This window comes from Marinobacterium profundum, assembly GCF_001528745.1.
Taxonomy (GTDB): Bacteria; Pseudomonadota; Gammaproteobacteria; order Pseudomonadales; family Balneatricaceae; genus Marinobacterium_A; species Marinobacterium_A profundum.
In genome coordinates, this window is the sequence record NZ_BCNS01000103.1 from 26132 (window position 1) to 49046 (window position 22915).

Genomic DNA, 22915 nt, shown 5'->3' on the forward strand with positions numbered 1-22915 from the left:
TCGGGTTTATACTCATGGGCACCGTTAACGATTGGACTGGCGATGAACACAGAGCAGCTGTTTGATCAGAGTCTGGCGCGGGTGCTGGCCTGCCAGCGCGGCGGACGGGCGTTTTTCGAAGCTTTCTACGATGCCTTTGTTGCGGCCTCGCCCGAGGTGGCGCAGAAATTTTGCAACACCGACATGGCGCGGCAACAGGCAATGTTGAGCAAGTCCTTCTATCACCTGCTGAGCTTTTATGCCTCCAGCAATGCCGATTACTACCTCGACCGGGTGGCCATCAGCCACAACAGCCGTCACTACGCTATAGGTCCTGAACTCTATGATCTGTGGCTGGAAACCCTGATCGCCACCCTGTGGCGCTTTGACTCCGGCTGTGATGATGCCACTGAACTGGCCTGGCGCCTGGTGATGGCGCCCGGCATTGTGTATATGAAGTTCCATTACGAACGAACAGGCATTGTCGGCCTGGATAGCGGTACGGTTTCGGGTGATGCCTGAGGCCTTAGTCGCTGCTGAAACTTAGCAGCAGGAGGCGCGCCCCGCGCCGAACGTCGAGCGTCGAATGCCCCGCGACCAATGGTTGGGCCTGGAGAACCTTGCCATCGCCCTCAAAAGCTTTGCAACTCGTAGCCTGGAATGAGCGCAGCGAATTCCGGGTACAACGGCACCCTTTCAGCTTGCCCCTCGCCCCTCGCCCCTCGCCCCTAGCCCCTTTATTCTCGCACCTCGCACCTCGCACCTCGCACCTCGCTCCTTTCACCTAGCCGCTGCTCCTATTCATTCACTCTTTAATCAGCAATATCACCAGGGTACGCGGGCCGTGGGCACCCATCTGCAGTTTTTGTTCGATATCGGCGCTGCGCGAGGGGCCTGTAATCAGGTTGACGGTACGGGGTATTTGGCCTGCGGTGGCGCTGCGCAAGCGCTTCCAGGCCTCTTCGTAGACCCCGACGATGTGTGATTCATGCAGGATCACCAGATGATTATCCGGCAGGAAATTCAGTGTGGTCGGGCTGCTGGAACCTGAATGCAGCATCAGCGTGCCGGTTTCGGCGATGCCGGCAAAGCTACCGGTAAGGCTCGCCATGTCCCCGGCCTGGGCTACGCGCTCAATTCGATTGATAGTGCCCAGCGCTGACCAGTCGAGCGCCTGCAGTGCTGGGTCACTGGCACACACTAGCTCGGATATCTGCTGCGCTGCCAGCCAGTCGGCGATGGCCGCCGGGGCCTGCTCGATACTGTCCAGCTCAATCAGTTCGGCGGCGGCGTCCAGCGCCATGGTCTTGAACAGCGCGACCTGCTCAGGCCGGGGCAGCTGGGCCCTTTGCGGGATCAGGTTGTCGGCCCGCGCTTCGATGCGTGCCAACGCTGCGGCGCGCTGCTCCGGGGAGGCTTCGCCACGGCCGAGGCCCCGGCGGATATTGTTCATAATCTCGGCCCGGCTCATGATTGCTGCTCCTGTGGCGATTGCTGCTGTTTTTGTTGTACCTGTTGTTTGGCCTGCCACTGCTGCATAAAGGTTTTGCCGCTGGGGGCGGGCATGTCGCGACCGTCGGTCCAGCCGGCACCCAGTGGCAGTCGGTGGATCAGGCCTTTCTTGCCGCCCAGCAGGCGCAGTGCCAGGTTGGAACCCTGGCTCAGCAGGCGGTACAGCCTGGGTCTTTTTGCAAAGAAGGCCCAGCCGCCGATGCCATAGCGCACGGCTTTGGGGCTCAGGTGGCGTTCGAATTCCTTCTCGCGCCAGTGACGCATAAGCTTTGGCAGTGGAATGCGCACAGGGCAAACGGATTCGCACTTGCCGCAGAAGGTGGAGGCGTTGGGCAGCAGTGCGGCCTTATCGATGCCGATCATCTGGGGGGTGAGGACTGAGCCCATGGGGCCAGGATAGACCCAGCCATAGCTGTGGCCGCCCACTGCGCCGTAGACCGGGCAATGGTTCATGCAGGCCGAGCAGCGGATGCAGCGCAGCATCTCCTGAAGTTCGCCGCCCAGCATGTCGCTGCGACCATTGTCGACCAGCACAACGTGAAAGTTTTCCGGCCCGTCCTGGTCATCGCTGCGCTTTGGTCCACTGGACAGGGTGTTGTAAACGGTAAATTCCTGACCGGTGGCCGAGCGGGCCAGCAGACGCAGAAATAGCGTCATGTCTTCCAGTGTGGGCACGACCTTTTCGATGGATGTGACCACTATATGGGTTTTCGGCAGTGTCTGGGTCAGGTCGCCATTACCTTCATTGGTGACGATCAGGGTTGAGCCGGTTTCGGCCACGAGGAAGTTGGCGCCGGTAATACCTACATCGGCCGCGACGAACTGCTCGCGCAGCACTTCCCGCGCTTCCTGCATCAGCACGGCCGGGTCACTGGATTTGGGCCTGTGGTGGTGCTGGTGGAAGGCTTCGGACACGTCTTCCAGATTCAGGTGTATGGCCGGAGCTATGATGTGGCTGGGGTGGTCACCGCGCAGTTGCAGTATGTATTCACCCAGGTCCGTTTCTACCGGCGTTACGCCGTTCTTTTCCAGGTAGTCGTTGAGGTTGATCTCCTCCGACACCATGGACTTGCCCTTGGTGACCGTTTTGGCGTCTACCTGTTGGCAGATATCGAGAATGGTTTTGCAGGCGTCGTCGCTGCTGCGACACCAATGCACATGGCCGCCCTGTTGCAGCACCTTGCTCTCGAACTGCTCCAGGTATATATCGAGGTTTTCGAGGATATGGTTTTTCAGATCGCGGGCTTCATCGCGCAGCGCATCGAACTCCGGCAGTCGGGCGACGGCCTGGGCGCGCTTGACTGGAAATCCGGCCTTGAGGTTGCCAAGGGCTTTTTGCAGGCTGGCATCCTTTAGGGCAATGCGGGCACTTTGCTTGAAAGCGGGGCTGGTAATTTGCATGGTCGGGGCTCCGCGTCAAAGTTGCTTGGCAAGGTCATAGGGGGATGCAGCTGCCGTGGCGGGCCTTCGCACTTCGGATTCGCCGATGGCGGCCAGATCGTTCTGGCCTGCGAGAATTTCAACTACGTGGCGGGTCTGGATTTCGTGACCCTGACGCTTGAGTTTGCCGGCCATGTTCAGCAGACAGCCGAGGTCCCCACCCACCAAAGTACCTGCGCCGCTGGCGGCGGTATTGGCAGTCTTGTTTTCCACCATGCGGTTGGAAATGTCCGGGTATTTCACGCAGAAGGTGCCGCCAAAGCCGCAGCAGGTTTCGGACTCGTCCATTTCGCTGAGCTGCAGCCCGGCCACCTGGCTGAGCAGGGCTCGTGGCTGGGTCTTGATGCCCAGTTCGCGCAGGCCGGCGCAGGAATCGTGATAGCTGATACTGCCGTCGAATTCGCTCTGGATGCCGCGAAACTGCAGTACATCCACCAGAAAGCTGGTGATCTCGAAGGCGCGGGCTTTCAGATCCTGGGCTCTTGCGTGCCAGGGATCGGTAGCCTCGAACAGTTCGGGGTAATGGTGCAGCATGCCGATACACGAGCCCGAGGGGCCGACCACATATTCATAACCATCGAAGGCTTCAATGGTTTGGCGGGCAATGTCCTGAGTGCTGGCACGGTCACCGGAGTTAAACGCGGGCTGACCACAGCAGGTCTGGCGTTCGGGTACTTCGACGCTGCAACCGGCCTGTTGCAGCAGGCTGATGCTGGCAAAACCTATTTCGGGTCTGAACATGTCGACCAGGCAGGTGACGAACAGGGCGACCTGGGGCGAGCGCTCGGCATTGGGCATGGATTTACCTGTTGTTTTTTATACGCGGTGGCGGGGTTGTTCCCCGCAAGCTGGATCAACAATAGAAGCCGGTGGCGAAAAAGGAAATGCTACAGTGTTCACTGGTCTGACCAAGTCTTAAGGGGCTAGGGGCTAGGGGCTAGGGGCTAGGGGCTAGGAGGTGCGAGGTGCGAGGAGTGAGGAGTGAGGAGTGAGGAGTGAGGAGTGAGGAGTGAGGAGTGAGGAGTGAGGAGTGAGGAGTGAGGAGCGAGGTGCGAGGTGCGAGGTGCGAGGTGCGAGGTGCAAGAAGATAGGTGCGAGGGGCAAGAAGATAGGAGCGAGGTGTTAGGGGCTAGAAGAAAGGGGCGAGGTGCGAGAGGCGAGGTGAAAGATGAAAGATGAAACGGACAAGGCGCAGCTTTTGGTGACGCAGCTCAGCCAGGGCATCGTTGAGGGTCGCTTCCTGCCGGGCGAGCTGCTGCCTTCGCAGCGCAGCCTGGCGCAGGGCTGTGGCGTTTCCCGCGCCACGGTGCGTGAAGCCATTACTCAGCTGGAACTCGGAGGCCTGATTCAAACCCGTCAGGGCGATGGCAGTCGCTGCCAGAACCTGTTGGAGCCGCACTTTGAAATGCCCGCCGGTGGCACGGGGGATAACCTGGCCTTTCAACTGCAGGTGTTGGAAATGCGCGCAGCGCTTGAGGGTGAGGCGGCCTATAACTGTGCCCGGCGTGCCAGCGACGACGAACTGGCAGGCATAGCGCGGGAATACGAGCGTATGGTGCAGCGAAGTGAGGGCCAGAGCACCCTGGCCAAGGCCAAGGCGGATTTGAAATTCCACATGATGATTGCGCAATCGAGCCACAACCTGCTGCTTATTTCTTTCAGTCAGCTGTTCTACAGTCGCTATTTCAATGCCATTTACGGTGTGCTTGACCGTACTCTCAAGCGTTATGGCCGTTACCCTGATGGTATTCGGGCGCAGCACGCCGGAATTCATCAGGCGCTCATGACACGTGACGCCGAGCAGGCCAGGCGCCTGGCCACCGAACACATTCTGTTTACGCATCGGTTGCTCGAAGATAGCGACTCTTAACTAGAGCACTTTCACGAAACACTTATCTGTCGCTCGAGGTTGCTTTGAGTGCTTCCTGACTTCGAGGTGGCCGGATATGGGTCGAGGTAAGATGAAAGGGCTCTAGTTGCCAACGAAACATCAGAGCGGTTCTTGTTCCCCCTTATGAAGCCGGCGAGCACTGAGGTCATTCGGCGATCAGGCCCGAAGGGGCGCAACAGGGACTGATGCGCTTGCGATGAGGTACATGGATGTACCGTCAGCGCAGCCCGCTGAATGATCTCAGAGCGCAGCGGAAAGGCCTCATCGGGGGCTGTTGTGCTTTCTTTGGTTACTTTCTTTGCACGAGCAAAAAAAGTAACGCGCCAGCAGGCGCAATAACAACCATCAAACCGCTCCGATACCCCAGCCTGCACAGGCTCCAACACGGCCATCTTAATCTCGTCTCAACTACCGCAATGGGCCGATGTAAGATGAAAATGCTCTAGTGGATATGTGCCGTGAACTTTATGACCAGAATGCCCGCAAAGGTTTGAAAACCCAGTATCTCCGCAAACTGGCCACTTTAGAGGTGCTCGCCTAGTCTGCATCTGCCCCTGTATGGATGGCGCTGCAGTTTTACTCAGCCCAGCAACAGCAGGCGCAGAATTCACAACACAGCGGTGCCGCCTGGTACGGCTGATTACAAAAAGAAAGACGGAGAGTGCTGAATGAAATTCCCTGTAGCCAAAACACTGCTCGCGACAGCGACCCTCACGCTGGCCGCCCAGGCTAGCGCGTTTGAACAATCCCGTACTGCAGAATGTATAGCTCCGGCCAACCCCGGCGGCGGCTGGGACTTTACCTGCCGCAGCGTAGGCAAGGTACTGACCGATCTGGGTTACATCACTGGCAATGTTCAGACCGTTAACATGCCGGGTGCCGGTGGTGGTGTTGCTTTCGCCCATACCATTTCCAAGCGTGGTGACGACAGCGCGCTGATCGTTGCAGCCAGCACCGCGACTACTACCCGTCTGGCCCAGGGTCAGTTTGTTGGCATGGATCAGGAAATGGTTCGCTGGGTCGGTGCCCTGGGTGCTGACTACGGTGTTATCGCCGTATCCAAGGACTCTCCGTTCCAGTCGCTGAATGACATGATGGATGCGCTCAAGGCAGATCCGAACTCGGTCAAGTTTGGCGGCGGTAGTGCAGCCGGCGGCTGGGATCACCTCAAGGTGCTGATTGCTGGCCGTTCCGCCGGTATCGAGAAAGCCAACCTGCCCAAGGTTAAATACCTGGCCTTTAACGGTGGTGCCGAGGCTATTACCCAGGTTGTGGGTGGCCATCTGGATGCCTTCACCGGTGATATCTCCGAAGCCCAGGGCTTTATGGCATCTGGCGACCTAAAGGTTCTGGCTGTTCTGTCTGAAGAGCGTCTGCCAGCACCGCTGGATAACATTCCGACAGCGCGTGAGCAGAATGTCGATGCTGTAGCGCCTAACTGGCGTGGATTCTACGTACCCAAGGATGTTTCCGACGAAGCTTACCAGTGGTGGGTTGATACCGTAGACAGCGTTTACAGCAGTGACAACTGGCAGGATGTGATGCAGAAAAATGGCCTGATGCCATTCCACAAGACCGGTGCCGAATTCAGCACCTTTGTGAAAGGCCAGGTCGACAGCATCAAAGAAATTTCCACTGAGATCGGACTGATTAAATGATAGGGGATCGAATCCTCGGTGTAGTTCTGCTCCTCCTGGCCGTAGTTTACGGCTGGGAGGCCGCCATGTTTCCAGAGCCCTTTGGTGGATCCGAGGCTGTCGGGCCGGAAACATTCCCGCTAATACTGGCGGTGATACTGGGGTTGAGCAGCATCTATCTGCTGGTGCGCCCAGATGAAGACGAAGAATGGCCGCATATGAAAATGCTGGCTGAACTCGGCTTTGTACTGATGGTACTGGCGGTCTTCACCCTGATGTTGCAGCCGGTGGGCTTTATCCCTGCCACTACCCTGATGGTCAGCGTGCTGTGCTGGCGCATGGGCGCCAAGCCGTTGCCTTCCGTATTTACCGGTGTCGGCAGCGCTGTTGTGGTGTACGTGCTGTTCAACTTCCTGCTGGAGCTGCACTTGCCGGCCGGACTCTTGAAGCTGAGCGGGGGCTGATCTAAATGGAAACATTGAATTTTCTGCTGCAGGGGTTTGCCGTCGCACTGACGCCGGAAAACCTGATGTTCGCAGCCATAGGCGCCATTCTTGGCACCGTGATAGGTGCGCTGCCGGGCCTGGGTCCTGCCAATGGCGTTGCCATTCTGATTCCGCTGGCCTTTAGCCTTGGGCTACCAGCGAGCTCCGCCCTGATTCTGCTGACGTCTGTGTATGCGGGGGCCATGTATGGCGGCCGTATCTCTAGTATTCTGCTGAATATTCCGGGTGACGAACCCGCGATGATGACCTGTCTTGACGGCTACCCCATGGCCCTCAAAGGCCGGGCGGCCGAAGCGCTGGCGATCTCGGCGATTGCTTCTTTTATTGGCAGTCTGCTGGCGACCATCGGGCTGGTAATTCTGGCACCTATACTGGCGAAGTTTGCGCTGCGTTTCGGCCCTGCTGAGTACTTTGCGCTTTTTACCCTGGCGTTTGCGACCCTGGGTGGTATTACCGGCAAGAACCAGGTTAAAACCGTCGTGGCGGCCTGTCTGGGTCTGATGATTGCCACCGTGGGGGTTGATATCACCACCGGTAATCAGCGTTATACCTACGACATTCTGGAGCTGTACGAAGGGGTGGATTTCATCATCGCCATCGTCGGTCTCTTTGCCATTAGTGAACTGCTGTTTTTTATTGAAATGCACGCTGGCGAAGGCTTCAAGAAGGTCTCCCTGAACAAGCTCAATCTGAGCATGAAAGACATTATTCAGGTACTGCCGACCAGCCTGCGCGGCTCTGTGCTGGGCTTTATCGCCGGTGTTCTGCCGGGTGCCGGCGCATCCCTGGGCAGCTTCCTCAGCTATACGATGGAAAAGAAAGTCGTCGGCAAGAGTGGTTATTTCGGTGAAGGTGATCCACGCGGTGTGGCGGCGCCAGAAGCCGGCAACAACGCAGCGGCCAATGGTGCTCTGGTGCCGATGCTGACCCTGGGCGTGCCGGGCAGTGGTACCACTGCGGTGCTGCTGGCCATGCTGATCTCGCTGAATATTCAGCCTGGCCCTATGCTGTTCACTCAGAACGCAGAGTTGGTATGGGGCGTGATCGCGGCGCTGTTTGTCGGCAACCTGATCCTGCTGCTGCTGAACATCCCGATGATCGGTATTTTCGTCAAGCTGCTGAGCATTCCACCCAAGTATCTGATGCCGGTAGTGACCCTGGTGGCGTCGGTGGGCATCTTTGCCATCAGCAACAGCCCGCTGGATCTGTATTTCATGATTGGGTTTGGTCTGCTGGGCTACCTGCTGCGCAAGCTGCATATCCCGCTGGTGCCGGTCATCCTTGGTATGCTGCTGGGCCCTGAAATGGAAAAGAGCCTGCGTCACGCTCTGACTATTTCGGACGGTGACTGGAGCATCCTCTGGAGCAGTGGCCTGTCGGTAGGTATCTGGGCGGTAGCGATTACCGGTCTGGTGCTGCCGTACCTGATTGGCCCTGTCCTGCGTCGCCGCATGGCGGCCGCCCAGGACAAGGATCACAGCATCGTAGACTGATCTGTAGGTTGACCGGTTGCGGTGCCCAGCCCTGGAGGTTGGGTTCCGTCAATCGAAACTCCACCCCGGCAGGAAGGGCCTTCCTGCCAGTGTGTTTCCACCGCCTTCGGGCGGTTTTTTTGTACATGGATGTACGGTATCGGGGCGGAGCCGGTTGGAATGCAGGTTGGGTGCAGGCCCGAAGGGCCGTAACCCAACAATGGTCGTAGCCCAGCAATCTGCCTCCGGCGGTTGATGGGTTTCGCTGCGCTGCACCGCATCCTACTTGGTGAAAGTGATGTCCGGGAAACGCCGAACGTGCCGGTTGGAATGTAGGTTGGGTGCAGGCCCGAAGGGCCGTAACCCAACAATCTGCCATCCGCCGGTTGATGGGTTTCGCTTCGCTGCACCACATCCTACGGGGACGTGGAGCAAGCGCCCCCTCTGTACCTTCGGTACGTCTATGCTGAAACGACGATAAGGTTCTGTGGATTCAAGGATCGACACTATGGAATACCGGCGAATAAGGAAACCCGGTGGAACCTATTTTTTCACGGTGGTGCTGGCTGATCGCTCCTCGATGCTGCTGGTAGATAATATTGAGCACCTGCGTCAGGCTTTTCGGCAGGTCAGGGGTGAAATGCCGTTCAGGCTGGAAGCGGCTGTGGTTTTACCTGAACATCTGCATTGTATTTGGACACTACCCGAAGGTGATGTCGACTATCCGCGCCGATGGCAGCGGATCAAGGCTAGTTTTTCGCGCCAGCTGCCCAAGGTGGCTCCAGGATCTGCCAGCCAGGTTGCGAAGCATGAGCGGGGCATATGGCAGCGGCGTTATTGGGAGCATCTGATCCGCGATGAGCATGATTTTCACCGGCATCTCGATTATATCCATTACAACCCGGTCAAGCATGGGCTGGTTGCGAGGCCTTGTGACTGGCCGTACTCGAGCTTTCATCGGTTTGTAAAACGGGGGTATTACACCGCTGACTGGGGCGATGAACCTGAAGCCGTCAATGCCGGTGAGTAGTGGTGCAAATGAAGGGTTTCGCTTCGCTACACCGCATCCTACTTGGTGAAAAGTGACCGGTGGCCGGAGGATATCCGGTTGGAGTGTAGGTTGGGTGCAGGCCCGAAGGGGCGTAACCCAACAATGGTTGTAGCCCGGCACCGAATTCGCCGGTGATTGATGGGTTTCGCTTCGCTGCACCACATCCTACTTGGTGAAAGTGACCGGTGACCGGATGATATCAGTTGGAATGTAGGTTGGGTGCAGCCCCGAAGGGGCGTAGCCCAACGATGGACGTAACCCAACGATGGTTGCACCGCCAGTTGATGGGTTTCGCTTCGCTGCACCGCACATCCTAGGTTGTCGTGCGGGGCAGGCGGTAGCGCCGTTCGGGGCGTCCGACGCTGCCGTAGGCGACATCGGCGGTGAGTTCCTGGGTGCCAACCAGGTATTCGAGATAACGCCGTGCTGTGGTGCGGCTGGAGCCTATGCTATCGCCCACCTGTTCGGCGCTCAGGGCCAGGCTTTCATCACTGCGAAACACCTTGCGGATTTTCTCCAGCGTCAGCATGTCGATGCCCTTGGGCAGGGATGTCGCCGTGGCTTTGGGGGCGGATGCGCCGGTGCGGGGCAGCAGACCGTCGACTTCCTGCTGCGACAGGCTTTGCAGCTGCAACAGGCGTTCGCGGTGCTGACGGTAGTTGCTCAGTGCCTGTTGCAGGCGGTCGAACACCAGCGGCTTGAGGATATAGTCGAACACACCCCAGCGCAGCGCCTCGGTAAGGGTTTCAACTTCCTTGGCGGCGGTGACCATGACCACATCGGTGGCGCTGTTTTCGGTACGCAGGCGCCGCAGCAACCCCAGGCCACTGCCATCGGGAAACTGTATATCAAGCAGCAGCAGGTCGGGGCGCATCACTTCCACCAGATCCGCCGCATCCTGGGTGCTATGGGCGATGCCGCGTACCTCGAAGCCCTCGATACGCTCAACAAATCGACGTTGAATCTCTGCAATTTGCGGGTCATCTTCGGCGATGACGACGCTAATTTTCTCAGTCATGCATAACGTCCTGTAGAGCCTGATTGTTCTTGTTGTATGGGGGTCATACTGCGGCCTCCTTGGGAATGTAGGCGGTAAAACGTGCACCGCCGCCTGTGGCTTCAGATACGGTGATCTCGCCGCCGAGCTGGGTTAGTGTCTGGCGTACCAGGTGCAGGCCTATGCCGCGATCGCCGGACTTGCCGCTCACGCCGCGCTGAAAGATACGTTCGCGCTCGGCTGGCGGAACGCCGACGCCCTCGTCTTCGACTTCAAATATCAAATCCGATCCCAGGTCTGTCATCGACAGCTGCACCTGCTTGCCCTGGGCGGCCAGGGTCGCCTCGAAGGCGTTGTCCAGCAGGTTGCCGAGCAGGGTGACAATGCTCTCGGGGGCAACATGGGAGGGCAGGGCGCCCATATGGCTGTCGGGGTCGATCAGCAGTTGCAGGCCCAGTTCGTGGGCGCGATTGTACTTGCCCAGCAGGCAGCCGGACAGTACCGGCTCGGTTACCGAGGCGACCAGCCAGCGCAGCAGTTCCTGGTGTTCACGGGTTTCCTGGCCAATGATGTCCAGCGCCTGGTCACTGGCGCCAAGCTGAATCAGACCGGCGATGGTGTGCAGCTTGTTGGCATATTCGTGGGCCTGGCTGCGCAGGGTCTCGGCGTATTGCTGAATCTGGGTGAGCTGGCGGCTGACCTGATCCAGTTCGTCCTTGCGCCTGAAACTGGCTACGCCGCCGATGAGTTTCTGACCGTCGCGAATCGGAATGCGGTTAACAATCAGGGTCTGACCTCGAAGAATCAGTTCACGGTCGAATTCTGGCTCCCCACTGGCGAGCAGGTCAGGCAGGCGGCTGTCGGGCAGTACTTCCTGAATCGGTCGGCCGATCAGGGACACCGTATCCGACAGGCCCAGGGTTGATGCGGCCGCCTTGTTGACGGTACTGATCAGGCCCTCGGTATTCACCGCTATGATGCCTTCGCGCACCGACTCCAGGGTCGCGTTGCGTTCTTCAAACAGGCGTGCAATCTGGTGTGGTTCGAGCCCGAAGATGGCGGCCCTGAAGCGGCTGGAAATCCATACGGCCAGCAGCACGGACAGCGCCAGCAGCGCCAGGGTGACGCCGATCACGATGCGCTGATAGCGGTGAATTACGTTGTCCAGGCTGATGGTGAGATAGCCCACAGACACCACACCGAGGATATCGCCTTCCTCTGAAAAAATCGGCGCCTTGCCGCGCACTGAGGGCCCAAGACTGCCGATCGCCTTTGATATGTAGCTCTGGCCCTGCTCCAGTGCGCGCTCATTGTCACCGCCCACCATCGGCAGGCCTATGCGCTCCGGCAGCGGGTGCGCCAGGCGCAGACCCTGCTCGTCGCCGACCGCAATAAAGCTCGCATCTGTGGCCTCGCGCAGTTCCTCGGCCAGCGTCTGCATGCGCACGCTGTCATGTGCAAGGGCGGCCTCGCGAACCGCTGGTGTCTGGGCAATCATGGAGGCCAGCTGCAGCGCCCGCAGGCCGATCTGTTCCTCCAGTGAGGTCGCCAGGTAGCGCAGCGCAAAGCCGCCGAGCAATCCGGCCTGCAACAGCACCAGCAGACACATCATGAGCATCAGCCGGGTGCTTATCTTGAATTTGGTCATGGTGCTTCCGGGGTCGGGTGTTGCTGTTTTTATTGTGAGCCCAGCGGCTTATCCGCCAGTGTAACGTGAATTGGCGGTAGTCGCTGCGATTGCGTTGGAGTATAATTTCACCCCCTTATATGCTGTGCGTCGTCTGTGCAGCTTTATTTTCACGACATTTTTTGATCACTTAAGTGGCCTGTCGTAAGGGTCACCACTGAGCCAACTAGGGACTTTCATGCCTGTTATTACACTCCCGGATGCTAGCCAGCGCAGCTTTGAAACCGCGGTTACCGTACATGACGTTGCGGCGTCTATCGGTGCCGGTCTTGCCAAGGCCGCTCTTGCCGGCAAGGTTAACGGTACGCTGGTGGATACCAGCTATTTGATCAGCGAAGACGCTGAGCTGGCAATCATCACGGCGCGCGATGAAGAAGGCGTGGATATTATCCGCCATTCTTGCGCGCACTTGATGGCCATGGCGGTGCAGCAGCTGTTCCCGGGTGCCCAGGTGACCATTGGTCCTGTGATCGACAACGGCTTTTATTACGACTTCGCCTACGAGCGGCCCTTTACACCGGACGATCTGACGCTGATCGAAAAGCGCATGCAGCAGCTGTCCAAAGAGAACCTGGCGGTAAGTCGTTCTCTGATGGGGCGTGAAGAAGCCGTCGCCATGTTTGAAAAAATGGGCGAGAAGTACAAGGTGCAGATTATCGAGGCCATTCCCGGCGACGAAGATCTGTCCTTCTACGGTCATGGCGACTTTCTCGACCTGTGCCGTGGCCCGCACGTACCTGCTACAGGCCATATCAAGGCATTCAAGCTGATGAAAGTCGCAGGTGCCTTCTGGCGCGGCGACTCGAACAACGAAATGCTGCAGCGCATTTACGGTACGGCATGGGGCGACAAGAAAGAGCTCAAGGAATACCTGCACCGCCTCGAAGAAGCGGAGAAGCGTGATCACCGCAAACTCGGCAAGCAGCTGGACCTGTTCCACCTGCAGGAAGAAGCGCCGGGCATGGTGTTCTGGCATCCGCCGGGCTGGATTCTGTATCAGGAAATCGAGCAGTACATGCGCGCCAAGCAGCGCAAGCATGGCTACCAGGAAATCAAGACACCGCAGGTGGTGGAACGCTCCCTGTGGGAGAAGTCCGGTCACTGGGACAAGTTTTCCGAGCAGATGTTTACCACGCACTCGGAACACCGCGACTTTGCCATCAAGCCCATGAACTGCCCCTGCCACGTGCAGATATTCAATCAGGGTTTGCGTTCGTACCGCGAAATGCCGTTGCGTCTGGCCGAGTTCGGTGCCTGTCACCGCAATGAGCCCTCTGGCGCGCTGCACGGCATCATGCGTGTGCGTGGCTTTGTGCAGGACGACGCGCACATCTTCTGTGCCGAGGCAGACATTCAGAGCGAAGTGGCGAGCTTTATCGACTTCCTGCACGAAGTCTACGCCGACTTTGGCTTTACCGAGGTTATTTACAAGCTGTCGACCCGGCCTGAAAAGCGTGTCGGTTCAGACGAAAGCTGGGACAAGGCGGAGAAATCCCTGGCCGAAGCACTGGACGCAGCAGGCCTCGATTGGCAGGAATTGCCGGGCGAAGGTGCCTTCTACGGACCCAAGATTGAATTTTCTTTGAAAGATTGTCTCGGTCGTGTCTGGCAGTGCGGTACTATACAGGTCGATTTCTCGATGCCGGGCCGTTTAGGTGCCCAGTTCGTGAACGAAACAGGTGAGCGAGAGACACCGGTCATGCTACACCGTGCTATCCTCGGTTCGTTCGAGCGATTTATCGGCATACTGATCGAAAACTATGCCGGCGCATTGCCGGCCTGGTTAGCACCACAGCAGGTTGCGGTACTTAACATTACCGACAAGCAGGCTGAATATAGTAAAAAAGTGGCGCAACTTCTTGAAGATAAGGGCTTCCGAGCACAAGCGGACTTGAGAAACGAGAAGATCGGCTTTAAAATCCGCGAGCGCACATTGCAGAAGGTTCCATATCTTCTGGTAGTGGGCGATAAGGAAGTAGAATCAGGTTCCCTGGCAGTGCGAACTCGCTCGGGCGAGGACCTGGGTACCTTGTCAATCGAAGAGTTCGTAACCCTCCTGTCACAAGACGTGACTCGGAAGGGACGCCAGCATTAATCTGAGCAGGAGATAGTACCATCAGGCGCGATAACAGACGCGGCGAGAAACGCCCAGCTATCAACGACAATATTCGAGCTAACGAGTGTCGGCTGATTGGCCCAGACGGTAGCCAGATTGGAATAGTAACGATTAAGGAAGCTCTTGAGGCATCTCAAGAAGCGGGCCTTGACCTCGTACAGATCGCGGACTCCGACCCCATCGTTTGTAAAGTGATGGATTACGGCAAGCATCAGTACGAAGCGAAGAAGCAGCAGAACCTGGCCAAGAAAAAGCAGGTTCAGATGCAGGTCAAGGAAGTGAAATTCCGTCCTGGGACGGAAGAGGGGGATTACCAGGTAAAACTGCGCAACCTGGTACGTTTCCTAGAAGCCGGAGACAAGGCGAAAGTGACCTTGAGATTTCGTGGTCGCGAGATGGCTCATCAGGAACTGGGCATGCAGCTGATGTTACGGGTCGAAAAAGACCTGGAAGAGCTGGGTGTCGTTGAACAGCGTCCTAAGATGGAAGGCCGTCAGATGACCATGGTCATTGCTCCGAAGAAGAAAAAGTAGTCTGAACGATGCAGCGCCCGTGATTGCTTCTGTATGGAAGTGGTTACGGGTAGTGCGGTTGTTCAGGTGAACACAACTTAACAATGCGTGGGGATTTTGGAAATGCCTAAGATCAAGTCAAACCGTGGCGCTGCCAAGCGCTTCAAGAAAACTGCCAATGGCTTCAAGCACAAGCAGTCCTTCAGAAGTCACATTCTGACCAAGAAAAGCACCAAGCGTAAGCGTCAGCTGCGTCCAATGCTGCAGGTTCATGCAGCGGACAAGGCACTCGTTAAGCGCATGTTGCCGTACATCTAAGTCTTTTTTTAGACTCTTGGTATTAACAGAATTTTAGGAAGGTATTGCAATGGCTCGTGTAAAACGTGGTGTGCAAGCACGTCGTCGTCACAAGAAGATATTGAAGCAGGCAAAGGGTTACTACGGAGCTCGTAGCCGTGTATTCCGTGTTGCCAAACAGGCTGTCATCAAGGCAGGTCAGTACGCGTACCGCGACCGTCGTCAACGTAAGCGTCAGTTCCGCGCTCTGTGGATTGCCCGTATCAACGCGGCAGCCCGCATCAACGGCGTTTCTTACAGCCGTCTGATCGCCGGTCTGAAAAAAGCTAGCATCGAAATCGACCGTAAGGTCCTGGCTGATCTGGCTGTACACGAGCAGGGCGCGTTTACTGCTATCGTCGAAAAAGCGAAAGCTGCTCTGGCGTAAGGCAAACCCGCCTCTTGTAGGTAATTGATCGAATCGAATAGGGGAAGGGTGCAAGCTCTTCCCCTATTTTCTTTTGGAGCCGGTAATGGAAAACATTGAGCCCCTGTTGGCACAGGGCATTGCTGCTGTAGAGCAGGCAGCGAGTACTCAGGATCTGGATCAGGTCCGTGTTCAGTATCTCGGTAAGAAAGGTCATCTTACTCAGCTGCTGAAAGGGCTGGGGCAGTTGTCCGCAGAGGAGCGTCCGCAGGCGGGTGCACTCATTAACGAAGCCAAGCAGGCGTTGCAGGATGTTCTGAACGCACGCAAGGATTCGCTCGAAGGCGCGGCGCTGAATGCCAGGCTGGCGGCCGAAACCATAGACGTGACCCTTCCCGGTCGCGGTCAGGAGCTCGGCGGTTTGCACCCGGTCACCAAGACCCTGGAGCGCATTGAGGCCTTCTTCGCCAATATCGGTTACAGCGTGGCCGAAGGGCCTGAAATCGAAGATGACTATCACAACTTCGAAGCGCTCAACATTCCGGCGCATCACCCCGCGCGGGCGATGCACGATACCTTTTATTTCGACGCCCACACCCTGCTGCGTACCCATACGTCGCCGGTGCAGATTCGTACCCTGGAAGAACAAAAGCCGCCGGTACGCATCATCTGCCCTGGGCGCGTCTATCGCTGCGATTACGACCAGACCCATTCACCGATGTTTCATCAGGTTGAAGGTCTGCTGGTCGACAAGAACATCAGCTTTGCTGACCTCAAGGGCACCCTGGAGCAGTTCCTGCGCGAATTCTTCGAAGAAGACGTCAAGGTGCGTTTCCGCCCGTCCTACTTCCCCTTCACCGAGCCCTCGATCGAAGTTGATATCGATCGCGGCGACGGCAAATGGCTTGAAGTACTCGGCTGCGGCATGGTGCATCCCAAGGTGTTCGCATCCGTGGGCATAGATCCGGAAGAATACACCGGCTTCGCCTTTGGCATGGGCGTCGAGCGCCTGGCCATGCTGCGCTATGGCGTGAATGACCTGCGCCTTTTCTTCGAAAACGATCTGCGTTTCCTCGGCCAGTTTAACTAGCGCGCTGCCCGGTTTGGCTGCGGCTGGGCCTGGCGGGGTGTGCGAGCGCGCTCGCGGTGTGGAAGCGATATTTAACAGATTTGGCAGGACAGCAGAATGAAATTCAGTGAACAGTGGTTGCGTGAACTGGTTAACCCGGCGATCGACACCGACACCCTGGTGGCGCAGATCACCATGGCGGGGCTTGAAGTTGACGAAGTTGTGCCGGTTGCTGGCGCTTTCTCCGGCGTTATTGTGGGCGAGATCCTGAGCGCGGAGCCTCACCCCAATGCCGACAAGTTGCAGGTGTGCGTCGTTTCCGACGGCCACGAGCAGATTCAGGTTGTGTGCGGTGCGCCTAATGCCCGCGCAGGGCTCAAGACCTCTTTCGCCAAGGTGGGTGCGGTTCTGCCCGGCGACTTCAAGATCAAGAAGGCCAAGCTGCGCCAGGTCGAGTCCTTCGGCATGCTGTGCGCCGAAGACGAGCTGGGTCTGTCGCAGGATCACGGCGGTATCATGGAGCTGGCGGCCGATGCGCCAGTGGGCCACTGTCTGCGTGATTACCTGGGCCTGAACGACAAGATTATCGATGTTGATCTGACCCCCAATCGCGGCGATTGCCTGAGCATCACCGGCCTTGCCCGTGAAGTCGGCGTGCTGAACAAGGTGGCGGTGAAGTTCGTTGAGCCCGCCCCGGTTGAACCCGTTATCAAGGATGCGTTCGCCGTTGTGCTGGAAGCCAAGGCTGCCTGCCCGCGTTACGTCGGTCGTGTGATCCGTCGCATCAACCCGCAGGCCGTAACGCCGCTGTGGATGGTCGAGAAGCTGCGCCGCGCCGGTGTCCGTTCCATAGATCCGGTGGTGGATGTCACCAACTATGTGCTGCAGGAACTCGGCCAGCCGATGCACGCCTTTGATCTGGCCAGGCTCAGCGGCAGCATTCTGGTGCGCGAAGCGCAAGACGGCGAAAAGCTGACCCTGCTGGATGGCCAGGATATTGAGCTCAAGGCCGGCACCCTGCTGATTACCGACGAGAAAGGCCCGCTGGCCATGGCCGGTATCATGGGTGGCCAGAGCAGCAGTGTTACCAGCGAAACCCGCGATATCTTCCTTGAAAGCGCCTTCTTTGCGCCCCTGGCCATCGCTGGCCGTGCGCGCTCCTACGGCCTGCACACCGACTCCTCACACCGCTTCGAGCGTGGCGTGGACTGGCGTCTGCAGCGCAAGGCGATCGAACGCGCCACCGAGCTGCTGCTGGAAATCGTTGGCGGTGAGCCGGGCCCGGTTACCGAAGTCAAAAGCGAAGAAAACCTGCCGGAAGTCGCACGTATTCGTCTGCGTCATGCACGGGTTAATCAGCTGCTGGCATTCGACATGCCCGCCGCCGAGATCGAAGAAATTCTTACCCGTCTGGGGCTGCAGCTGAACGCGAGCGAGGCCGGTGTCTGGGATGTGTCTGTGCCTTCTTACCGCTTTGATATCGAGATCGAAGTCGATCTGATTGAAGAGCTGGCCCGCGTCTATGGTTACAACAACCTGCCGGTGAAAACGCCGATGGCGGCACTGCCGATCAAGCCGATCGTCGAGTCCCGCGTTGAAACCCGCGTTATGCGCCGTACCCTGGTCGCGCTGGGTTATCAGGAAGCGATCACCTACAGCTTCATCGAAGCCGGGCTGCAAAAACAGTTTGACGATCAGTACGACGCCATCGCTCTGGCTAACCCGATTTCGGCTGAAATGGCGGTGATGCGCACCAGCCTGTGGCCGGGTTTGGCCAAGGCCCTGCAGTACAATCAGAACCGTCAGCAGGATCGTGTACGCCTGTTCGAGAGCGGTCAGCGCTTCCTGCCCCAGGGCGGGGAGCTGGTACAGGAAAACGTGATTGCCGGTGTAATTGCCGGTAGCCGCGAGCCCGAAGGCTGGACCGGCAAGGCGCAGAAGGTCGATTTCTATGACCTCAAGGGCCATGTTGAATCCCTGCTGGCTCTCGGTGGCGCTGCGCAGCAATACAGCTTCGCGTCCGCCAGTCATGTGGCGCTGCACCCGGGTCAAAGCGCAGCTATCCTGCGTGATGGCGAGGTTGTAGGTTTCATGGGTGCGCTGCATCCCAACCTGATCAAGTCACTGGATCTGGACGGCCCCGTCTACCTGTTCGAGCTCAAGCTCGAAATACTGGCCGATGGTCGCCTGCCTCGCTTCAGTGAATTGTCAAAATTCCCCGAGTCGCGGCGCGATCTGGCGCTGATCGTTGATGAAAAAACCGCCTTTGATGCACTGCGTAAAGTGGCGCTCAAAGAGGGTGGCGACTACCTTAAAGAGGTCACACTGTTCGACGTTTATCAGGGCCAAGGTATTGAAGCAGGACGAAAAAGTCTGGCCATCGGCTTGACCTGGCAGCATCCATCACGCACTCTTAATGATGAAGAGATTAACGGAACTATCCAGGCTGTAGTCGGTGCGTTGAAATCCGGGTTCGGCGCAACATTGCGAGAGTAATGACAGGGGTGAAAGGCATGGGCTCTTTGACAAAAGCTGAAATGGCAGAGCGTTTGAACGAAGAGCTCGGTCTTAACAAGCGTGAAGCCAAGGAAATGGTCGAATCCTTCTTTGACGAGATTCGTGCCAGCTTGTCGTCAAATGAGCAGGTGAAGTTGTCGGGCTTCGGCAACTTCGACCTTCGTGACAAGCGACAGCGCCCAGGCCGCAACCCCAAAACCGGTGAAGAGGTCCCCATCTGTGCACGGCGGGTGGTGACCTTTCGTCCGGGTCAGAAACTCAAGGATCGAGTAGATACTTATGCCGACAGCCGGTCTGAGTAATCCCCGGCTGGAGCCTATCCCCAATAAGCGTTATTTCACCATCGGCGAGGTAGCAAAGCTCTGCGACCTCAAGACCCATGTCTTGCGTTACTGGGAACAGGAATTCGACCAGATCAGCCCGGTCAAGCGCAGTAACCGCCGCTATTACCAGCGTCAGGATGTACTGGTAATCCGCCAGATACGCAGCCTGCTGCACGAACAGGGCTACACCATCAGTGGTGCCCGTCAGTGGCTTTCCGGTGAGCAGGCAGGGGATGATGCCGCCCGCTACAAGCAGCTGGTGCGCCAGACCATTACCGAACTTGAAGAATTGCTCAGTACGCTTAAAAGTTTTTAAGAAAAAACTTCACAGTATCAAAACCTTAGGGTATATTACCCACCACTTGAAACGCAGCAGCAATTGCCGCAGTTCAGGTACAGTCGGGGCGTAGCGCAGCCTGGTAGCGCACTTGCATGGGGTGCAAGGGGTCGAAGGTTCAAATCCTTTCGTCCCGACCAATATTCAAAAGTCAGAGGCCGGTTTGCGAAAGCATCCGGCCTTTGTTGTATCTGGGTTTTGGGGTTTCCAATTGATATTGACTAGCGATACTGTCTCAATAGAGAATTGTACGGTAATTGAGGTAATCTCCTTAAAGGGGTGAGATACATTGGATTGGCTTTATACCACAGAGAAGTTAGTGGCAATTGCCAGCAGTATTGTCGTTATTGTTGGCGTAGTTATCGCGTGGAGTAAACAAGTCCAAAAGCCGGAAAAAGAAGATGCATCTTCTGATATCCTCGCTGAACGCTTTATTGCTCTATTTGAAGCCCATGGCGTTCACCGGAATCAAATTCCCGGCTTCTTCGGAAAAGGGATAAGCTTGGCGGACGTCAGCAGCCCAGAAAGCCTACTGAGTAAGCTATCACCGGAACTGCTTTCGGACGCAGCTGAGCTTTTCGCTGTAAACCTTGAGTGGCTGCAAGGATCTATCGACTCCCCCTATCCAACACATCAATTTTATAAGCAACCAGATGAGTTCGAGCGCTTTATTGATGAGCTAATCTCTCGCGGAAACTCGTTAGATGGGTATGTATTCAATGCCATACTCCCCGGTCATGTGCCTGATGAGTACGATGCGGCTATTGTTCTCACCGAGGAGATTGGGCATGTAAACGATCGCCCTGTTTTCAGGGTTCACATCTGTAATGGCTGGGTATTCCGCTACTGGAAATGCCGTGGTTATTTGGCCGCTTGCATTGCGACAGCGTGGCGCAAGGGCGTTCGCCTCATCGGCAAGCAGGTTACCTCTGATTGGTTGGTCAAGTTTGGCGGCGGCAACGAGCTTATCGAATATGACTACGATGTTGGTTACCTAAACTATCCCGCATGTTCAACGTGGTATGCAGATGAGCTTGTAGAGTGTCCTGAAAAATTTCTATATGGGGTCGATCCTGAGCAGAACAAGTTTGGTTTGCAGGCGGCTCTTGGGCTCTGGTTAGAGCTGGATAATGAGGGTTATATGCAGATGTATGCCGATGGTACACATACAGCTGTAAGAGCAGGTTATACGAAAGCACTATCCGACCTGTATGGGCCCTAGATATCAAAAGGGCCCTCGGTGCTTTGATTTAAATGAAACTGATCAGACGTCAACTACCCTGACACCGGGGGATAGTATGCGGACCAGGCATCGCTGATATCTTCGCATCACAGCAGATTGCGCCGGAATACTGAAAGAAACAAAGGCCGGTAGGATATTTCTGTCGGCCTTTGTTGCATGCGGTTTTTGGCGGGTTTTTGGCGGGTTTTAGCGGTTTTTGTCCGCCTTGCTTGGAGGAAGCTATCCGGCAATACCGCACCCACTGCAGGTACAATGATGCTTCGCCATCAGTTCACAGGAAATTGAAATGACACAGGATACATCGTCGAAGTCATGGGCCGTCACAGGTAGCGTTGGCTGGCATAACAGCCAGGCATCAAGCTACTGGGATCGTATGCTGTCTATCGAAGAGGTTGCCTGTGTCCTGGGTGTCAGGATCACCGACTTGAAACATGCGGTGCAGCATAACCTGCCGCTGAAGGGGAAGAATCCGCCGGCCCTGAATCGTGTGACGAACGGGCGAATGTACTTTGAAGGGCACGCGGTTAAGGCCTATATCGATAGTTGATCAGGAATATGTATTAGCAGACCGCCAAACGGCGGACTGAAGTGTATTCCTCGCTCAACATGACGGATCAGCTCGCAGTGAGTGGCGGCAACTTCACAGAGCCACCCTAAGGCTGCCGCCAACAGCCTCAGGGTGTTTCGTTCGCTTGGTAAATGTCAAAAAATTGAAAATCGAAAGTCTTCTGTTTTCAGCTGCCCTGCCCCTGAGTGCGGCGCAGTACGCGCAGGCGGCTTCTGAACTCGGTGCGGTCGACGTAGGTGCCGCGCAGGTGGCGCAGGCCGGTGCTTGGATCGAACTGGCGGCGGCCGTGCAATACGCGGCGGTTGTCGAACACGACCATATCACCTCCGCCCAGGCGCAGCTGGATCATGTAGCGGGGATCGCGCAGCTGGCGCATGAGCAGGCGGTAGGCCAGGTAGTACTGGTGCATTACGTCTTCTGGCAGATCGAAGATATCCGCCAGGTGTGCGTTGTACTTGAGCTCGGTTACTTCACCCAGATAGTTCAGGCTTATGACGGGCCTGTGCTCGCGGATATCGTAGTCATCATCGTGAAAGCGGAAGGGGATCTGCTGGTTTGCCAGCAGTTCGAAGGCCTCAGGCGCGTTTTCACGAATATCTTCAAGTACACGGAAACCATCGACGAAAATTGATTCTCCGCCGCTGCTCTCGTTGTTCAGGCAGTGCAGAAACTGGTAGCCCGGTGGAGTTTCGTGGTTGGGCAGGTCTGTGTGCAGCGGCAGCGCGTCGGCGGTGTAGGCCTGGTTGCTGGGTTTGGGCACCGAGCGGACGTCGAAGGTGAGGCCGAAATTGGTGCGCCTGAGGTAGCCAATGCGTTCTGCGGTCTTGACCACGGCTTCGTTCGTCGACGGCATATTGCGTACCAGTGCCAGGCCGTAGCGGGCCAGGTCTTCCATCCATGTCAGTAATGCGGCGTCGCTGTGCATTATGGCTTCATGGTCACCCTGGGGGATAACGTCGACAAAGTGTTTGTCCCAGCTTTCGACACGGCCCGAACGATCCTGTGCGAAGTCTTCAGAATAGGCATACTGGCGCAACCAGTTGAAGGCGTAGGTGCTGCGGTGTTCTCCTTCGGACCAGTCGATATGCAGCTTGTCACCGTCGATGCTGACCGCGGTGGGCCTTATATCATCGCTGACACTCAGCAGGTCGAATGTGCGCTCTTCGGTAATGGCGTGAAATGCACTGGAGCAGTTGTCGCGCAACCACAGGTAATGGTACTTGGAGCCTTTGCCGTCGGACCAGGTGATATGCAGTACCCGCTCGTCCAGGTAATGGTCCTGAATACCGATGCTGTCAGAGGGTGCCGGTACTTCCACTACTGCTGTTGTCATGACGTCGATCTCGTTTGAACTG

The 22915-nt window shown here is 57.0% G+C and carries 22 protein-coding genes and 1 tRNA gene; 17 read left to right on the forward strand and 6 right to left on the reverse strand.

What is annotated here, in order from left to right; genetic code table 11:
* Positions 1 to 42: 42 nt before the first annotated feature.
* Positions 43 to 501 (forward strand): globin, encoded by a 459-nt coding sequence (locus MPRO_RS10005; protein WP_067291282.1) that lies wholly within the window; start codon positions 43 to 45, stop codon positions 499 to 501.
* Between the two features lie 283 nt (positions 502 to 784).
* Here MPRO_RS10005 and MPRO_RS10010 read toward each other — a convergent pair whose 3' ends face one another.
* The 3 genes from MPRO_RS10010 to MPRO_RS10020 are packed head-to-tail and all read right to left on the reverse strand — an operon-like array spanning position 785 to position 3729.
* Positions 785 to 1450, reverse strand: a complete 666-nt coding sequence (locus tag MPRO_RS10010) for a LutC/YkgG family protein (RefSeq protein WP_067291285.1) — start codon at positions 1448 to 1450, stop codon at positions 785 to 787.
* Entirely contained in the window at positions 1447 to 2892 is a 1446-nt protein-coding gene (locus MPRO_RS10015) for a LutB/LldF family L-lactate oxidation iron-sulfur protein (RefSeq protein WP_067291288.1), read from the reverse strand. Before MPRO_RS10015 ends, MPRO_RS10010 begins: the two co-directional genes overlap by 4 nt.
* Before the next feature lie 15 nt (positions 2893 to 2907).
* A complete protein-coding gene (locus tag MPRO_RS10020; protein ID WP_067291291.1) occupies positions 2908 to 3729 on the reverse strand; it encodes a (Fe-S)-binding protein in 822 nt (273 codons plus the stop codon).
* 370 nt (positions 3730 to 4099) lie between these two features.
* Here MPRO_RS10020 and MPRO_RS10025 point away from each other — a divergent pair, with 370 nt between their 5' ends.
* The 5 genes from MPRO_RS10025 to MPRO_RS10045 all read left to right on the forward strand — a co-directional run bounded on the left by MPRO_RS10025 (position 4100) and on the right by MPRO_RS10045 (position 9467).
* The gene (locus tag MPRO_RS10025; protein WP_067291294.1) at positions 4100 to 4801 is read left to right on the forward strand and encodes a FadR/GntR family transcriptional regulator; all 702 of its coding nucleotides are present in this window, start codon (positions 4100 to 4102) and stop codon (positions 4799 to 4801) included.
* 689 nt (positions 4802 to 5490) lie between these two features.
* On the forward strand, positions 5491 to 6480 hold the full coding sequence (locus MPRO_RS10030) for a Bug family tripartite tricarboxylate transporter substrate binding protein (RefSeq protein ID WP_067291297.1): 990 nt from the start codon (positions 5491 to 5493) through the stop codon (positions 6478 to 6480).
* On the forward strand, positions 6477 to 6923 hold the full coding sequence (locus MPRO_RS10035) for a tripartite tricarboxylate transporter TctB family protein (protein ID WP_067291300.1): 447 nt from the start codon (positions 6477 to 6479) through the stop codon (positions 6921 to 6923). Before MPRO_RS10030 ends, MPRO_RS10035 begins: the two co-directional genes overlap by 4 nt.
* Positions 6924 to 6928: 5 nt before the next feature.
* Entirely contained in the window at positions 6929 to 8458 is a 1530-nt protein-coding gene (locus MPRO_RS10040) for a tripartite tricarboxylate transporter permease (RefSeq protein ID WP_067291303.1), read from the forward strand.
* Between the two features lie 487 nt (positions 8459 to 8945).
* Positions 8946 to 9467 carry an REP-associated tyrosine transposase gene (locus tag MPRO_RS10045; protein WP_067291307.1) on the forward strand — a complete coding sequence of 174 codons (522 nt, stop codon included), beginning with the start codon at positions 8946 to 8948 and terminating at the stop codon, positions 9465 to 9467.
* A gap of 334 nt (positions 9468 to 9801) precedes the next feature.
* Here MPRO_RS10045 and MPRO_RS10050 read toward each other — a convergent pair whose 3' ends face one another.
* Both MPRO_RS10050 and MPRO_RS10055 read right to left on the reverse strand, forming a co-directional pair.
* Positions 9802 to 10506 carry a response regulator gene (locus MPRO_RS10050; protein WP_067291311.1) on the reverse strand — a complete coding sequence of 235 codons (705 nt, stop codon included), beginning with the start codon at positions 10504 to 10506 and terminating at the stop codon, positions 9802 to 9804.
* 43 nt (positions 10507 to 10549) lie between these two features.
* Complete coding sequence (locus MPRO_RS10055; RefSeq protein ID WP_067291314.1) at positions 10550 to 12133, reverse strand: ATP-binding protein; 1584 nt, start codon at positions 12131 to 12133, stop codon at positions 10550 to 10552.
* 217 nt (positions 12134 to 12350) lie between these two features.
* Here MPRO_RS10055 and thrS point away from each other — a divergent pair, with 217 nt between their 5' ends.
* The 11 genes from thrS to MPRO_RS10110 all read left to right on the forward strand — a co-directional run bounded on the left by thrS (position 12351) and on the right by MPRO_RS10110 (position 21539).
* Positions 12351 to 14267 (forward strand): threonine--tRNA ligase, encoded by a 1917-nt coding sequence (gene thrS, locus MPRO_RS10060; RefSeq protein ID WP_067291318.1) that lies wholly within the window; start codon positions 12351 to 12353, stop codon positions 14265 to 14267.
* 20 nt (positions 14268 to 14287) lie between these two features.
* On the forward strand, positions 14288 to 14821 hold the full coding sequence (gene infC / locus MPRO_RS10065) for a translation initiation factor IF-3 (RefSeq protein WP_082708626.1): 534 nt from the start codon (positions 14288 to 14290) through the stop codon (positions 14819 to 14821).
* Between the two features lie 102 nt (positions 14822 to 14923).
* On the forward strand, positions 14924 to 15118 hold the full coding sequence (rpmI, locus tag MPRO_RS10070) for a 50S ribosomal protein L35 (RefSeq protein WP_067291323.1): 195 nt from the start codon (positions 14924 to 14926) through the stop codon (positions 15116 to 15118).
* Between the two features lie 49 nt (positions 15119 to 15167).
* Positions 15168 to 15524, forward strand: coding sequence for a 50S ribosomal protein L20 (gene rplT / locus MPRO_RS10075; RefSeq protein ID WP_067291326.1), 357 nt, complete (start codon positions 15168 to 15170; stop codon positions 15522 to 15524).
* Positions 15525 to 15609: 85 nt separating this feature from the next.
* Positions 15610 to 16593: a phenylalanine--tRNA ligase subunit alpha gene (gene pheS / locus MPRO_RS10080; protein WP_067291329.1), complete on the forward strand. Its 984-nt coding sequence runs from the start codon at positions 15610 to 15612 to the stop codon at positions 16591 to 16593.
* A 96-nt stretch (positions 16594 to 16689) separates the two neighbouring features.
* Complete coding sequence (gene pheT, locus MPRO_RS10085) at positions 16690 to 19068, forward strand: phenylalanine--tRNA ligase subunit beta (protein ID WP_067291333.1); 2379 nt, start codon at positions 16690 to 16692, stop codon at positions 19066 to 19068.
* Between the two features lie 17 nt (positions 19069 to 19085).
* Positions 19086 to 19391, forward strand: a complete 306-nt coding sequence (gene ihfA, locus MPRO_RS10090) for an integration host factor subunit alpha (protein ID WP_067291336.1) — start codon at positions 19086 to 19088, stop codon at positions 19389 to 19391.
* On the forward strand, positions 19369 to 19728 hold the full coding sequence (locus MPRO_RS10095) for a MerR family transcriptional regulator (protein WP_102136296.1): 360 nt from the start codon (positions 19369 to 19371) through the stop codon (positions 19726 to 19728). Before ihfA ends, MPRO_RS10095 begins: the two co-directional genes overlap by 23 nt.
* Before the next feature lie 84 nt (positions 19729 to 19812).
* Positions 19813 to 19889: transfer RNA gene (locus MPRO_RS10100), tRNA-Pro, on the forward strand.
* Positions 19890 to 20068: 179 nt separating this feature from the next.
* Positions 20069 to 20971, forward strand: coding sequence for a hypothetical protein (locus tag MPRO_RS10105; RefSeq protein ID WP_158651783.1), 903 nt, complete (start codon positions 20069 to 20071; stop codon positions 20969 to 20971).
* Positions 20972 to 21278: 307 nt separating this feature from the next.
* The gene (locus MPRO_RS10110; RefSeq protein ID WP_067291343.1) at positions 21279 to 21539 is read left to right on the forward strand and encodes a hypothetical protein; all 261 of its coding nucleotides are present in this window, start codon (positions 21279 to 21281) and stop codon (positions 21537 to 21539) included.
* A 187-nt stretch (positions 21540 to 21726) separates the two neighbouring features.
* On the opposite strand, the gene MPRO_RS10115 is transcribed toward MPRO_RS10110, so the two are convergent.
* Positions 21727 to 22893, reverse strand: coding sequence for a TauD/TfdA family dioxygenase (locus MPRO_RS10115; protein WP_067291345.1), 1167 nt, complete (start codon positions 22891 to 22893; stop codon positions 21727 to 21729).
* Between the last annotated feature and the right edge of the window lie 22 nt (positions 22894 to 22915).

Excerpts from the sequence above, each read along its gene's own strand:
- MPRO_RS10005 (WP_067291282.1), top strand. The coding sequence starts at position 43 with ATGAACACAGAGCAGCTGTTTGATCAGAGTCTGGCGCGGGTGCTGGCC.
- MPRO_RS10010 (WP_067291285.1), bottom strand. The coding sequence starts at position 1,450 with ATGAGCCGGGCCGAGATTATGAACAATATCCGCCGGGGCCTCGGCCGT.
- MPRO_RS10015 (WP_067291288.1), bottom strand. The coding sequence starts at position 2,892 with ATGCAAATTACCAGCCCCGCTTTCAAGCAAAGTGCCCGCATTGCCCTA.
- MPRO_RS10020 (WP_067291291.1), bottom strand. The coding sequence starts at position 3,729 with ATGCCCAATGCCGAGCGCTCGCCCCAGGTCGCCCTGTTCGTCACCTGC.
- MPRO_RS10025 (WP_067291294.1), top strand. The coding sequence starts at position 4,100 with ATGAAAGATGAAACGGACAAGGCGCAGCTTTTGGTGACGCAGCTCAGC.
- MPRO_RS10030 (WP_067291297.1), top strand. The coding sequence starts at position 5,491 with ATGAAATTCCCTGTAGCCAAAACACTGCTCGCGACAGCGACCCTCACG.
- MPRO_RS10035 (WP_067291300.1), top strand. The coding sequence starts at position 6,477 with ATGATAGGGGATCGAATCCTCGGTGTAGTTCTGCTCCTCCTGGCCGTA.
- MPRO_RS10040 (WP_067291303.1), top strand. The coding sequence starts at position 6,929 with ATGGAAACATTGAATTTTCTGCTGCAGGGGTTTGCCGTCGCACTGACG.
- MPRO_RS10045 (WP_067291307.1), top strand. The coding sequence starts at position 8,946 with ATGGAATACCGGCGAATAAGGAAACCCGGTGGAACCTATTTTTTCACG.
- MPRO_RS10050 (WP_067291311.1), bottom strand. The coding sequence starts at position 10,506 with ATGACTGAGAAAATTAGCGTCGTCATCGCCGAAGATGACCCGCAAATT.
- MPRO_RS10055 (WP_067291314.1), bottom strand. The coding sequence starts at position 12,133 with ATGACCAAATTCAAGATAAGCACCCGGCTGATGCTCATGATGTGTCTG.
- thrS (WP_067291318.1), top strand. The coding sequence starts at position 12,351 with ATGCCTGTTATTACACTCCCGGATGCTAGCCAGCGCAGCTTTGAAACC.
- rpmI (WP_067291323.1), top strand. The coding sequence starts at position 14,924 with ATGCCTAAGATCAAGTCAAACCGTGGCGCTGCCAAGCGCTTCAAGAAA.
- rplT (WP_067291326.1), top strand. The coding sequence starts at position 15,168 with ATGGCTCGTGTAAAACGTGGTGTGCAAGCACGTCGTCGTCACAAGAAG.
- pheS (WP_067291329.1), top strand. The coding sequence starts at position 15,610 with ATGGAAAACATTGAGCCCCTGTTGGCACAGGGCATTGCTGCTGTAGAG.
- pheT (WP_067291333.1), top strand. The coding sequence starts at position 16,690 with ATGAAATTCAGTGAACAGTGGTTGCGTGAACTGGTTAACCCGGCGATC.
- ihfA (WP_067291336.1), top strand. The coding sequence starts at position 19,086 with ATGGGCTCTTTGACAAAAGCTGAAATGGCAGAGCGTTTGAACGAAGAG.
- MPRO_RS10095 (WP_102136296.1), top strand. The coding sequence starts at position 19,369 with ATGCCGACAGCCGGTCTGAGTAATCCCCGGCTGGAGCCTATCCCCAAT.
- MPRO_RS10110 (WP_067291343.1), top strand. The coding sequence starts at position 21,279 with ATGACACAGGATACATCGTCGAAGTCATGGGCCGTCACAGGTAGCGTT.
- MPRO_RS10115 (WP_067291345.1), bottom strand. The coding sequence starts at position 22,893 with ATGACAACAGCAGTAGTGGAAGTACCGGCACCCTCTGACAGCATCGGT.